Origin of the sequence: Streptomyces sp. NBC_00388, from assembly GCF_036061255.1 — a bacterium.
Classification (GTDB): domain Bacteria; phylum Actinomycetota; class Actinomycetes; order Streptomycetales; family Streptomycetaceae; genus Streptomyces.
Genome location: NZ_CP107948.1, coordinates 5,126,161 through 5,139,950 on the forward strand (window position 1 = coordinate 5,126,161; position 13,790 = coordinate 5,139,950).

The window sequence follows — 13,790 nt, forward strand, 5'->3', positions numbered from 1 at the left end:
GTTACGGAAGAACCATCGTACGTAGATACCGACCAACGGAGTCCCCGTGTCGCTGCCACCCCTGGTCGAGCCAGCTGCTGAACTCACCGTCGATGAGGTCCGCAGGTACTCCCGCCACCTGATCATCCCCGATGTCGGGATGGACGGGCAGAAGCGGCTGAAGAACGCCAAGGTGCTCGCCGTGGGTGCGGGCGGCCTCGGTTCGCCCGCCCTCATGTACCTGGCCGCGGCCGGGGTGGGCACGCTGGGCATTGTGGAGTTCGACGAGGTCGACGAGTCGAATCTGCAGCGCCAGATCATCCACAGCCAGGCCGACATCGGCCGTTCCAAGGCCCAGTCGGCCAAGGACACGGTCCTCGGGATCAACCCCCTGGTGAACGTGGTCCTTCACGAGGAGCGGCTCGAAGCCGAGAACGTGATGGACATCTTCGCCCAGTACGACCTGATCGTGGACGGCACGGACAACTTCGCCACCCGCTACCTGGTCAACGACGCGTGCGTCCTGCTCAACAAGCCGTACGTGTGGGGCTCCATCTACCGCTTCGACGGACAGGCTTCGGTCTTCTGGTCCGAGCACGGCCCCTGCTACCGCTGCCTCTACCCGGAGCCGCCGCCCCCCGGCATGGTCCCCTCCTGCGCCGAGGGCGGCGTGCTGGGTGTGCTCTGCGCGTCGATCGGCTCCATCCAGGTCAACGAGGCGATCAAGCTGCTCGCCGGCATCGGTGACCCGCTGGTCGGCCGTCTGATGATCTACGACGCCCTGGAGATGCAGTACCGCCAGGTCAAGGTCCGCAAGGACCCCGACTGCGCGGTCTGCGGCGAGAACCCGACCGTCACCGAGCTCATCGACTACGAGGCCTTCTGCGGCGTCGTGTCCGAGGAGGCCCAGGAGGCGGCGGCCGGCTCGACGATCACTCCCAAGCAGCTCAAGGAGTGGATCGACACCGACGAGAAGATCGAGATCATCGACGTCCGCGAGCCGAACGAGTACGAGATCGTCTCCATCCCGGGCGCGAAGCTGATCCCGAAGAACGAGTTCATCATGGGCACCGCCCTGGCGGACCTCCCGCAGGACAAGAAGATCGTCCTGCACTGCAAGACGGGCGTCCGCTCGGCCGAGGTACTGGCCGTGCTGAAGTCCGCGGGCTTCGCGGACGCCGTCCACGTCGGCGGCGGCGTGATCGGCTGGGTCAACCAGATCGAGCCCGAGAAGCCGGTCTACTAGACCGGTCCGGTACAGCGTCGGAGGGGCGGCCCGCACCGGAAGGTGCGGGCCGCCCCTCCGCTGTGCGCTCCTGCGGTGCGCACAGCGACCGCGGGGACGCCGCTGTGCTGTCGCCGGGACGGCGCTACTGTGGCAGAGGGAGACAAAAGCCGCATATACGCCAGATGGGATCTCTCCATGCCGCTCGCCCGCAGCCTCTCGCGTGTGCTCATGGAGCGGAACACCACGCGCAGGGAGCGCGCCGTGTTCCTCGCGTTCCTGCTGGCCGTGCTCGCCGTGATCGTCGGCGTGGAGTCCTTCACCCCCGGTGACCTGCGGGTGGTGCTCTTCGCGAGCCTGGTCCCGCTCGTGGGGGCCCTCGTGCTGAGCGTCCTGACCACTGCCGCCCTGGCCACCCTCGCCGGTATCTGCATCGCCGTCTCGTACCCGCTCTTCGCACCCCACGAGCGGGACCCGGGCCAGATGGCGGTCGTCCTGGCCGCGACCTGGACGGTCGGGATGCTGGCGCTGCTCATCGCGCGGCTCGGCTCCCAGCGGCAGTCCCTCCTGGAACAGACCCGCAGCGCCGCCGAAGCCGTCCAGCTCGCGCTGCTGCGGCCGTTCCCGCTGCGCACCAAGGACTTCGAGGCGTGCGGGGTCTACCTCGCCGCGGATGAGTACGCCCGGGTGGGCGGCGATCTCTACGAGCTGATCGAGTCGCCGTTCGGGACCCGGGTGCTCGTCGCCGATGTACGGGGTAAGGGGCTCGACGCCATCAACGCGGGCGCTGCTGTGCTCAGCGCCTTCCGGGTGGCGGGGTACGAGGAACCAGGCCTCGCGGACCTGGCCCGCCGCATGGAGAACATACTGGACCGCTACAACGAGTACGCCGAGACCATCGGCCAGGAACCGCGCCATGTCACCGCGCTGCTCGTGGAGTTCGACCCGGCCGGGGAGCGGATGCGGCTGGTGAACTGCGGCCACCTGGAGCCCTTCGCCGTCTCCGGGGCGGGGCCGCGGCAGATCGGGCTGGGCGAGGCCGGACTGCCGCTGGGGCTGGGCTTCCTGGTCCCCGATGAGGAGCGCGCGCGCCCCGTGGTGGAGACGGGACTGCCGTACGGGGTCCGGCTGTTGCTGTTCACGGACGGGGTCACGGAGGCCCGCGACCGGCGCGGGGAGTTCTACCCGCTGGCGCGGCGGCTGGAGAACTGGACCGCGCTGGAACCGGCCGCCCTGGTACGGGAGATCGAGCAGGACCTCCACCGTCATGTCGGCGGGCGGCTCCAGGACGATGCGGCGATCATGGTGATCACCACCCGCTGAGCAGGCCTTACCCGTTCGGGGACGGTCCGGCCCGGCCGGGTCTGGAGGGCTCGGGCGGGGGGCTGTCCGGCCCTGGAGCCCGGTATCGGCGGGACATTTGTCCTGCCGGAGTGCGGACGGTTCGCTCTGCCGCGGGGTGTGTCCGGCGCGAGAGGGTTCTGGTGTCGGAAACGAAGCCTCAGGGGGAACCGAAATGACCGCAGTGAGCACCGAGCAGATCGCGGCGCAGGCCACGGAGCAGATCGCGGAGCGGGACGCAGCACCCGGCGCGGTACGGGGCGCCGTACCGGCCGCGGCCGGCCGGCCGGTGGAGATCACCCCGCTGCCCGGCTGGTACTTCCCGATCGCCGGCACCTTCGCGGGGGTCTTCGACATCGCACGGGCCTACCCGGTCGCCTACTGGCTGATCCCGGTCGTCGCCCTGCTGAACCTGACGCTCTCGCTCACGGTCCTGCGGACCCGGATGCGCTTCATGCGGGCGCTCTGGAAGAACAAGCGCACCCGGCTGCTGGCGGTCGGCCTGGTCGCCCTGCGGTTCGCGGTCCGCGGGGCGCTGGGGTTCGCCGGGTTCGCGGTGGGGGCGGCCCTGGGCAGCGTCGTGATCGGTGTGGTGATGGCCGTACTGGGTACCGCGATGGCCTGGGGCGACCAGTGGCTGATCCTGCGGACGCTGGAGCGGAGCCGCGCCCGGGGCCTCTGAGGCTCCGGGCGCGGGGCGCCCCGCGGACAGCGCGGTACGCCTAGAGCGCCCCCCTGCGCGTCAGGTAGTTGAAGCAGAGCCAGCCGGGCAGCACCGGAAGCCAGAACGTCAGCAGCCGGAAGAGCAGGACGGCGGCAGCCGCGGTCCCCGGGTCGACGCGCGCGATGATCAGCGCACCGGTCAGGGCCGTCTCGACGGCCCCGACACCACCGGGCGTCGGCACGGCGGAGCCCACCGCGTTCGCGGTCAGGAAGACCACCGCGATACTCGCGTAGCTGATGGTCGAGCCGCCGCCGAAGGCCCGGATCGATGCATCGAGGCACATCACGAACGTGCCGGTCAGCAGCAGCATCCCGCCGATACCGGTGAGCAGCTTGCGGGGCTGCTGGAGTACGTCGAGCATGCGCGGCACCACCCCGGCGAACAGCGAACGCACCCGCGTGACGACGAACTTGCGCAGGAACGGGACCGCCGTCACCACCAGGGCGAGCACCGCGGCCGTCAGCAGTCCGGCGATCACCGTGCGGGACGGTGTGAGCGACGGGGTCTGCTCGGTGCCCGTCACATAGCCGAAGACCATCAGCAGCAGGATGTGGCTGGCGAGCCCGAAGAGCTGCGAGGCCCCGACGCTGGCCACCGCGAGCCCCGGGCGCACGCCCGCACGCTGCAGGAACCGGGTGTTGAGCGCCACTCCGCCGACCGCCGCCGGGGCCACCAGCTTCACGAAGGACCCGGCGACCTGTGCGGACACCGCCCGCAGGAACGGCACCTTCTCCGGCACGAAGCCGAGCAGGCTCATCGCCGCCGCCACGTAACTCACCGCCGAGAACAGCACGGCCAGGGCGACCCAGCCCCAGTGTGTGCTGGTGAGCAGCTGGTGGTACGGGATGTTCGCGAGCTGCGACAGCAGGAAGTACGCGGCGATGGAGCCGGCGATGACCGTGAACAGGGTGCGCAGCTTGACGCGTTCCAGCCGTACCGGTTCGGCGTGCGCCTGCGGCCGGATCAGCAGCACCTGGTGGCGGATCTGCGAGAGCAGGTCCTCCTCGCGCGCGCCGTCCAGTGCGTCGTCGATGGCCTCCTTCTCGGCCTTCTTCTCGGCGCGGGCCGCCTTGCGGCTGTCGCCCGGCGCCGCGTCGGCCCCGGACTTGGCCCGCTTCGCCGTCTCCGATGCCTCGATCACGGCTTCGCGCTCGCGCTGCGCCCGCTCGCGCGCCAGCTGGCGCAGGGTCGCGCGGGTCGACCGGCTCAGCGCCAGCGGCTGGAGCAGCGGCAGGCTGTCCGCCACCTTGTCGGGGCCGATGACCGCGACGGCGGACGCCACCGAGCGCTCCGCCCCGGCCCGCAGCCCCAGCGTGGTGAGCAGCTGGGCGATGTCCATGCGCAGCACGATGTCGCTCGCCGCGATCTCGCCGCCGCGCAGATCGGTCAGGATCACCCGGCCCGACCTGTCGATCAGGATCGCGTCCCCGACGAGCCTGCGATGCGCGATGCGCCGGGACTGCAGGGCCTGCATCTGCCGCCAGGCGCTCCGCATCAGTTCGTCGGTGATCTCCTCGTCGGGCAGCGAGTCGAGGGAGCGCCCGCCGGTGTGCTCGTACACGAGCATCACGGCGTCGGGGCCCAGCTCGGACGTGGCGATCAGCTTCGGCGCGTTGGCCCCCGCCGCGATGGCCGCGTACGCCAGGAGGGCCTCCTGCTCCAGGGCCTGGCGCAGCGACTGGATGGAGCGGCCGGTGGAGATGGAGCGCAGGGTCAGGCGGCGCCACACCCGGTAGAAGAAGCCCTGTGCCTGCTGTTCCCGGTCGACGACGGTGACATCGAGCGGCGCCCCGTCCTCCAGTGTGACGAAGTAGCGGCGGCCCCGGTCGCCCTGTTCGGCGGAGTCGGGGATGTCCTCGGCGCGCATCGCGCTGACCGGGTTGAAGCCGACGTGCCGCAGCCCGGCGAGCAGCTGCCGGCCGGTGGGGCGGACGTTGGGCGAGCCGACCGCGTACAGCGTGCCGTAGGCGACGGTCCAGCCCAGCAGGATCGTCACGATGATCGAGAAGGGGGTGGTCTGCCGCCCGACCAGCACGGCGAAGGAGTTGACCAGCAGTACCACCCAGAGCGCCACCCGCCAGCGGGGCCTGCGGGCCATGCCCACGGCCGTCATATAGGCGATGACGGGGGCGAGATAGCCGTGCACGGGGTCGGTGAGTGTGCCGTCGGTGAGGGACTGGGTGAGCGCCTCGGTGATCGACTTGGGTGCGGCCTTGGCGACCCAGAGGTCCGTGGCGAGCGCCGCGCCGTGGGCGAGGACCGCCGCGAGCACGCCGTCCGCGATGCGCAGTCCGTCCCGTTTGACCAGCCGTTCGATCGCGAAGGCGACCGGCAGGATCAGTATGGCGATGGACGAGAAGAGCCCGGCGAGCTTGAGGAGCAGGTCGGGTGTCTCGACGGTGCCGTTGTGGATGTCCTCGGCGAGTCCTGAGGTCGTGCCGTGGGCGAAGGCGGCGATGCCCAGGACCAGCGCGATGGCCAGGATGCCGGTCAGCAGGCGCAGCAGATCGGACGGGCGGTGCACCCGGGCGGCCAGGAGCGGCTCGTCCCCGGAGACCCGGTCGATGGGCGACGCCCCCGCGCACTCGGGGTGGGCCCCGGTGCCGGGTGCCGTACCGTCGCCAGGCTCCCCCGGGCCGGTGTCCGGCTCGCCGCTGTCCGCTCCGGCCTCCGTGGCGTGAGCGGGCCCCGGCGCACCGTCCCGTGGACCGGCTCCGTGGTCCTGGTCCGTTTCCGGCACGCCGGAAGGACCTTCGGAGTCGGGGGCGTCCGATGCCCCCGGTGGCTCCTGCACGCCTGGCCCCTCCGTCGGTTCCTTCTGGTCTCGTATCACTGCGCTCCACCTCGGGGTGCTGGGCCCGCGGGCGGAGCGTCCCGGCGCTGCCCCTCCGGGCCACCGCCCGGACGATGGTGGCATGTCCGGGCGGCGGGGGCGGGCATCAGGGCCCCTTTGCGGAAAATGGCCCGTTCTGCGGCGGGCCCGGCGCGCTGTCGGCGGTGTGGTGCAGGATGGACCGGGTGACTGCTGAGCTGCCGGAGTACGCGGAACGGGTGCTGGACGTCGCGGAGCTGATCCCGCCCGGCCGCGTCATGACGTACGGGGACATCGCCGAATGGCTGGGTGAGGGCGGCCCGCGCCAGGTGGGCCGGGTGATGGCCCTCTACGGCGGGAGCGCACCGTGGTGGCGTGTGGTGCGCTCGGACGGCGCGCTGCTCGCGGGTCACGAGTTGCGGGCGCTGGAGCACTACCGCGCGGAGGCCACCCCCCTGCGCGACGCCTCGCGGGCCGCCCGGGAGGAGGACGGCCATCTGCCGCGCCTGGACATGCGGCGGGCGCGGTGGGACGGCGGCGAGGTGTCTCATGTCTGACAGCTTCCGCCATTCGGCCCTCTGCCGGGTGGTCCGGGACCCGTACGGAGTACACACCGGGCCCCGGCCCCTGCCGTCCCGGGCACCCCGCGCGACGGCGTAGCGTCGTCGGGGCACCGCGGGTGCGGCGGCACCCACTCCGTACCGCCCCTCCCGACCGCACATCCACGCACCCTTCCAGGACCGGCGATCCACGTGAGCACCTCCACTTCCCACCGGGTACGGCCACGGGCCCCGGGCGCGTACCGGCTGGTGCGCACCCCGCCGGGCGCGGTCGGTCCACCCGTACTGGACGCACGGCAGCACGCCGTGGCCGACCACCGCGCCGGGCCGCTGCTGGTCCTGGCCGGACCGGGTACGGGCAAATCCACCACGCTGGTCGAGGCGGTGGCCCGGCGCATCGCCGACGGGACGGACCCCGAACGGATTCTCGTCCTCACCTTCAGCCGCCGGGCCGCCGTCGAACTGCGCGACAGGATGGCCGTACGGATCCAGGGCGCCGGGCCCGGCGCCCGTGTCACCCACTCCGGCGGGCGGGGCACCGGATCCATGACCGGCACCTACGGCCCGCAGGCGACCACCTTCCACTCCTTCTGCTACGCCCTGGTCCGCGCCCATCAGGACGCCGACCTCTTCGCCGAACCGCTGCGGCTGCTGTCCGGGCCGGAGCAGGACGTCGCGGTGCGGGAGCTGCTGGCGGGACAGCTCGATCTCGGCCGGATCGGCTGGCCCGACGAGCTGCGGGCCTGTCTGACGACGCGTGGCTTCGCCGACGAGGTGCGCGCGGTCCTCGCCCGCAGCCGGGAGCTGGGGCTCGGCCCTGAGACGCTGGCCGCCTTCGCGGACCGCACGGGCCGCCCCGACTGGCGGGCCGCCGCCGGATTCCTCGCCGAGTACCTGGACGTCCTCGACGCGCAGGGGGTCATCGACTACGCGGAACTCGTGCAGCGCGCGGTGCCACTCGCCGAGCGGGGCCGTCCCGGCTACGACGCGGTCTTCGTCGACGAGTACCAGGACACCGACCCGGCACAGGTCCGGCTGTTGCAGGCGCTGGCCGGCGGCGGGCGGACCCTGGTCGCGTTCGGCGACCCGGACCAGTCGATCTACGCGTTCCGCGGCGCCGACGTCAACGGCATCCTGGAGTTCCCCGACGCGTTCCCCCGTACCGGCGGACGTCCGGCCCCCGTCGAGGTGCTGACCACCTCACGCCGCTCCGCCGCGGGTCTGCTGACGGCGACCCGGCTGCTGACCCAGCGCATGCCGCTGCCCCGGCTCCCCGCCGCGAAGGTCCGTGCGCACCGGGAGCTCTCGGCGGTACGGGCCGGGGGCCGCGTCGAGGCGTACACCTATCCGACGGCCGGCACCGAGCTGGACAACATCGCGGACATTCTGCGCCGGGCCCATCTGGAGGAGGGCGTGCCGTGGAACGACATGGCGGTCCTGGTCCGTGCGGGCGGCCGCTCCATCCCGGCGGTGCGCCGCGCGCTGACCTCCGCCGGGGTGCCGCTCGACATCGCGGGCGACGACCTGCCGCTGCGCCACGAACCCGCGGTCACCCCGCTGCTGACGGCGTTGCGGGCGGTGGCGGAGGCGGCGCTGGCAGGACCGGGGGCGGAGCCCGGTGGGGCAGGCGAGCCCGGCGGCGACGGGGCGGCGGCAGCCGGGAGCCCCGCGGCGCTGCCCACCGAGACGGCCCTCGCGCTCCTCGCCTCACCGCTCGGCGGCATGGACGCCGCCGACCTGCGCAGGCTGGGCCGCGCCCTGCGCGAGGAGGAGCGGGCCGGCGGGAACCGGCTGCCCGCGCCCTCCGGCGAACTGCTCGCCCGCGCCCTGGCCGAGCCCGGCCGGCTGATCGCGCACGACCCCGCATACGCCAGGGGCGCCCAGCAGCTGGGCAAGCTCCTGAGCCGGACCCGCGCGCTCCTGGAGAACGGCGGCACCGCCGAGCAGGCGCTCTGGGAGCTCTGGAGCGGCACCGGCTGGCCCCGGCGGCTGGAGCGCGCCACCCTGCGCGGCGGGGCCGCCGGACGGAACGCCGACCGTGATCTCGACGCCGTCTGCGCGCTGTTCGACACCGCGGCCCGCGCCGAGGAGCGCACCGGCGGGCGCGGCGCGCTGAACTTCCTCGAAGAGGTCGACGCCCAGGACATCGCCGCCGACACCCTGTCGAGGCGGACCGTGCGCCCCGAGGCGGTCCAGCTCATGACCGCCCACCGTGCCAAGGGCCTGGAGTGGGGCCTGGTCGTCGTGGCCGGGGTCCAGGAAGGGCTGTGGCCCGACCTCAGACGGCGCGGCTCCCTGCTGGAGGCGGACCGGATCGGGCGCGACGGTCTCGCCGAACCGCTCACCCCCGGCGCGCTCCTCGCCGAGGAGCGCAGGCTCTTCTACGTCGCGGCCACCCGCGCCCGCGACCGTCTCGTCGTGACTGCGGTGAAGGCACCCGCGGACGACGGGGACCAGCCGTCGCGCTTCCTCACCGAGCTCGGTGTGGAGCCGAAGGACGTCACGGGCCGCCCGCGGCGCCCCCTCGCCGTCGCCCCGCTGGTCGCCGAACTGCGCGCCACGACCGTCGACCCGAAGGCCTCCCCTGAGCTCCGCGAGGCCGCCGCCCACCGGCTCGCCCGGCTGGCGGCGCTCGTGGACGAGGAGGACCAGCCCCTGGTGCCCGCCGCGCACCCGTACCGCTGGTGGGGGCTGTACGAGCCGACCCACGCGGCGGACCCGGTGCGCGACCCCGGCCGGCCGGTCGCGCTCTCCGGGAGCGCGCTGGACCAGCTCGCCCGTACCTGCTCGCTCCAGTGGTTCCTGGGCCGTGAGGTGAAGGCGGACGCACCCGCCACCGCGGCCCAGGGCTTCGGCAATGTCGTGCACGTCCTCGCGGACGAGGTCGCGTCCGGGCGGACCCCCGCAGATCTGGCCGTCCTGATGGAACGGCTCGACACCGTCTGGAGCTCACTGGCCTTCGACGCCCCCTGGAAGTCCGGCCAGGAGAAGGAGAACGCGCGCGCCGCACTGGAACGCTTCCTGCGCTGGCACGTCATGGACCGGGCAGGCCGGACCCCGGCCGCCACCGAGCACCCCTTCGACGTGACCCTGGAGGCCGGTGAGTACCAGGTCCGGATCAGGGGTTCCATGGACCGGGTCGAGCGGGACGCCGAAGGCCGGGCGTACGTCGTCGACTTCAAGACCGGGAAGCAGGCGCCCACGAGGGACGAGGTGGCCCGCCATCCGCAGCTCGCCGTGTACCAGCTCGCGGTCCGCGAGGGCGCGGTGGACGAGGTCTTCGGCGGCCTGCGCCCCGGGGCGGGCGGCGCCGAACTGGTCCAGCTGCGGCAGGCCGCCGCCGTGAAGGAGGGCGGCGACGCCCTGCCCAAGGTCCAGACACAGGAACCGCTCGCGGGGGAGTGGGTCGGCGACCTGCTGGCCACCGCCGCGGGAAAGGTGCTGGACGAGCGCTTCACCCCGACGACCGGCAGTCACTGCACCCACTGCGCGTTCCGCGCCTCCTGCAGCGCCCTGCCCGAGGGGCGCCACATCGTCGAGTGACGGCCGTGCGGGAGCCGGCGGGAGCCGGAGCACAGTCGCAGGACGGGCGGTACGACGGCCGTACGCGTGCGCTCCCGGCGGGAACGTCCGGCGGGGAACGTCCGGCGGGAACGTCCGGCCGGAACGTCCGGCGGGAATGTCCGGCGTGAATGTCACAGGGCCCCGTTAGCCTTTCTGAGGTGACCCCACGCATCACCGGCCCCGAGGAGCTCAAGGAGCTCCTCGGCATCCCCTTCACCCCGGAGCAGACGGCCTGCATCACGGCGCCGCCCGCCCCGCAGGTCATCGTGGCCGGAGCCGGTTCGGGGAAGACCACCGTGATGGCGGCGCGGGTGGTCTGGCTGGTCGGTACCGGGCAGGTCGCGCCGGAGCAGGTGCTCGGGCTGACCTTCACCAACAAGGCGGCGGGCGAGCTGGCCGAGCGGGTCCGCAAGGCGCTGGTGCGCGCCGGGGTGACCGACCCGGACGCCGTCGGCGCCCCGCACCGTCCGCAGGGCCCGGCCGGCCGCCACCCCTCGGTGCCGGCGGACAGCGCCGACCCCTACTACTCACCCGGCGAGCCCCGGATCTCGACGTACCACGCCTTCGCCGGGCAGCTGCTGACCGACCACGGACTGCGGATAGGCCTGGAGCCGACCTCCAGGCTCCTCGCCGACGCCACCCGCTACCAGCTGGCCGCACGCGTGCTCAAGGAGGCACCCGGCCCCTATCCGGCCCTGACGAAGTCCTTCTCCTCCCTGGTGAGCGACCTGCTCGCGCTGGACGGCGAGCTGGCCGAGCATCTGGTCACCCCGGAGGCGCTGCACGCCTACGACACCGGGCTGCTGGCCACGCTGGAGGGCGCCAGGCTCTCCAACGCCGAACTGCGCAAGGTCCCGGAGGCGGCCGGGGCCCGCCGTGAACTGCTCGACCTGGTGAGCCGCTACCGCGCGGCCAAGCGCAGCCGCGACCTGCTGGACTTCGGCGACCAGATCGCGCTCTCCGCCGAGCTCGCGCTGACCCGGCCCGAGGTGGGCACCATCCTGCGGGACGAGTTCCGGGTGGTCCTCCTCGACGAGTACCAGGACACATCCGTTGCCCAGCGGCTGCTGCTCTCCGGCCTCTTCGGGGGTGGCAGCGGCCACCCGGTGACCGCAGTGGGCGACCCCTGCCAGGCGATCTACGGCTGGCGAGGCGCGTCCGTCGCCAACCTGGACGACTTCCCCGAGCACTTCCCGTACGCCGACGGGCGCCCCGCCACGCGTTTCTCGCTGAGCGAGAACCGGCGCAGCGGCGGTCGCCTCCTCGATCTGGCCAACGGCCTGGCGGAGCCGCTGCGCGCGATGCACGCCGGTGTCGAGGCGCTGCGGCCCGCGCCGGGGGCCGAGCGGGACGGCATGGTGCGGTGCGCCCTGCTCCGTACGCACGAGGAGGAGATCGGCTGGCTGGCCGACTCGATCGCGCATCTGGTGCGCACCGGCAAGGACCCGGGCGAGATCGCGGTGCTCTGCCGCACCGCCGGTGACTTCGCGGAGATCCAGGGCGCGCTGGTGGCGCGGGACGTGCCGGTCGAGGTGGTCGGCCTCTCCGGGCTGCTGCACCTCCCCGAGGTCGCCGATCTGGTCGCCGTCTGCGAGGTGCTCCAGGACCCGGGGGCCAACGCCTCGCTGGTCCGGCTGCTGACCGGGCCGCGCTGGCGGATCGGCCCGCGTGACCTGGCGCTGCTGGGCCGCAGGGCGCGGCTGCTGGTGCGGTACGGCGGGGCGTCGGGCGAGGGGGCCACCGACCCGGACCAGCGGCTCGCCGAGGCCGTCGAGGGCGTCGACCCGGCCGAGGTGGTCTCGCTCGCCGACGCGCTGGACACGTTCCTGGCGGGCGGCGGGGGCACCGGAGCGGGCCCCGGGGACGGGCCGGACGACGGGCTCGCCTTCTCCGCCGATGCCCGGGTGAGGTTCGCCCGCCTCGCCGCCGAACTGCGCGATCTGCGGCGCTCGCTGGCCGACCCCCTCATGGACGTCCTGCACCGGGTGCTCGCCACGACGGGCCTGGAGGTCGAGCTGTCGGCCTCCCCGCACGCCCTGGCAGCCCGCCGGCGCGAGACCCTCTCGCAGTTCCTGGACGTCGCGGCGGGCTTCGCCTCGCTGGACGGCGAGGCGAGCCTGCTGGCCTTCCTCGCCTTCCTGCGGACGGCCGCCCAGTACGAGAAGGGCCTGGACAACGCCCTGCCCGGCGGTGAGAACACCGTGAAGGTCCTCACCGCGCACAAGTCCAAGGGGCTCGAATGGGATGTGGTCGCCGTCCCCGGCCTGGTGGCCAGGCACTTCCCGAGCGAGCAGTCCCGGGAGTCCTGGACGGCGCAGCCGAAGGTCCTGCCGCACGAGCTGCGCGGCGACGCGGCGACGCTCCCCGCGGTCGGGGCGTGGGACGCGAAGGGGCTCGCCGGATTCAAGGCGGCGATGAAGTCCCACCAGCACACGGAGGAGCTCCGCCTCGGCTACGTCACCTTCACCCGCCCGCGCTCCCTGCTGCTCGGCTCGGCCCACTGGTGGGGTCCGAGCCAGAAACGCCCGCGCGGCCCCTCCGGCTTCCTGCTCGCGCTGCAGGAGCACTGCGCTGCGGGGTACGGCGAGACGGAGGTCTGGGCCGACGCCCCGGAGGAGGACGAGGAGAACCCGGCCCTGCGGGACGGCGCGGCCGACCACGCCTGGCCCCTGCCGCTGGACGAGACCTCCCTGGCCCGCCGCAGGGCAGCGGCCGGCCTCGTCCTGGCCGAGCTGAACGGCCCCGGCGGCCAGGCCCGCCCCGCGACGGCGGACCCGGGGCCGGAGGAGCACCCCGCGGCCACGGCACCGTGCGACGCCCCCGCGCCGCCCGGCGCTCCCGCCCCCGTGCCCCACGCCCGGACCCCGCTCACCCCCGAGGACGCCCGCACCCTCACCTCATGGGACCGCGACCTGGACGCGCTCACGGCCGAGCTGCTCCGCGCCCGGCGCACCGTGCGCGACGTCCCCGTGCCGCTCACCCTCACCGCCACGCAGCTGCTGCGCCTCGCCGAGGACCCCGACGCGTTCGCGCGTGAGCTGGCCCGCCCGATGCCGCGCCCCCCGCAGCCGGCGGCCCGCCGCGGCACCCGCTTCCACGCCTGGGTCGAGTCACGCTTCGAGGAGCTGCCGCTGCCCATGCTCGGCCCCGACGAGCTGCCGGGCGGTGACGACGACGAACCTGAGATCGCCGACGAGCGCGATCTGGCCGAACTGAAGGCGGCCTTCGAGCGCACCCCGTACGCGGGGCGCACGCCCTACCGGGTCGAGGCCCCGTTCACGCTCACCCTCGCGGGCCGGGTGATCCGCGGACGGATGGACGCCGTCTACCGCACCTCCCGCGACACCTACGACATCGTCGACTGGAAGACCCACCGCGCCCACACCGCCGACCCGCTCCAACTGGCGGTCTACCGGCTGGCCTGGGCAGAGCAGCACCACATCCCGCTCACCTCGGTCACCGCGGCGTTCCTCTACGTACGGACGGGGGAAGTGATCCGTCCCACACCCCTGCCGGACCGGACCGGTCTTGAGCGGATCCTGCTGGGGGACGCACCGGACGAGCCACCGCGACCGGCCGGTTAGG

General features: G+C 73.5%; 7 protein-coding genes. 6 read left to right on the forward strand and 1 reads right to left on the reverse strand.

From position 1 onward, the window contains the following. Positions 1 to 46 precede the first annotated feature (46 nt). The 3 genes from moeZ (at position 47) to OG917_RS23015 (ending at position 3,227) form a co-directional block, all read left to right on the forward strand. Positions 47 to 1,225: an adenylyltransferase/sulfurtransferase MoeZ gene (gene moeZ / locus OG917_RS23005; protein WP_328319506.1), complete on the forward strand. Its 1,179-nt coding sequence runs from the start codon at positions 47 to 49 to the stop codon at positions 1,223 to 1,225. A gap of 177 nt (positions 1,226 to 1,402) precedes the next feature. Continuing rightward, positions 1,403 to 2,527, forward strand: a complete 1,125-nt coding sequence (locus tag OG917_RS23010) for a PP2C family protein-serine/threonine phosphatase (RefSeq protein WP_328319507.1) — start codon at positions 1,403 to 1,405, stop codon at positions 2,525 to 2,527. Between the two features lie 193 nt (positions 2,528 to 2,720). Next, on the forward strand, positions 2,721 to 3,227 hold the full coding sequence (locus OG917_RS23015; protein ID WP_328319508.1) for a hypothetical protein: 507 nt from the start codon (positions 2,721 to 2,723) through the stop codon (positions 3,225 to 3,227). A 40-nt stretch (positions 3,228 to 3,267) separates the two neighbouring features. On the opposite strand, the gene OG917_RS23020 is transcribed toward OG917_RS23015, so the two are convergent. Continuing rightward, positions 3,268 to 6,009 (reverse strand): lysylphosphatidylglycerol synthase transmembrane domain-containing protein, encoded by a 2,742-nt coding sequence (locus OG917_RS23020; protein ID WP_328319509.1) that lies wholly within the window; start codon positions 6,007 to 6,009, stop codon positions 3,268 to 3,270. 269 nt (positions 6,010 to 6,278) lie between these two features. On the opposite strand from OG917_RS23020, the gene OG917_RS23025 reads away from it, so the two are divergent. From OG917_RS23025 to OG917_RS23035, 3 genes are all read left to right on the forward strand, one after another. After that, positions 6,279 to 6,638: an MGMT family protein gene (locus OG917_RS23025; RefSeq protein WP_328319510.1), complete on the forward strand. Its 360-nt coding sequence runs from the start codon at positions 6,279 to 6,281 to the stop codon at positions 6,636 to 6,638. 195 nt (positions 6,639 to 6,833) lie between these two features. Continuing rightward, entirely contained in the window at positions 6,834 to 10,184 is a 3,351-nt protein-coding gene (locus tag OG917_RS23030; protein WP_328319512.1) for an ATP-dependent helicase, read from the forward strand. 179 nt (positions 10,185 to 10,363) lie between these two features. Then, the gene (locus tag OG917_RS23035; RefSeq protein ID WP_328319513.1) at positions 10,364 to 13,789 is read left to right on the forward strand and encodes an ATP-dependent DNA helicase; all 3,426 of its coding nucleotides are present in this window, start codon (positions 10,364 to 10,366) and stop codon (positions 13,787 to 13,789) included. Position 13,790: the final 1 nt, after the last annotated feature.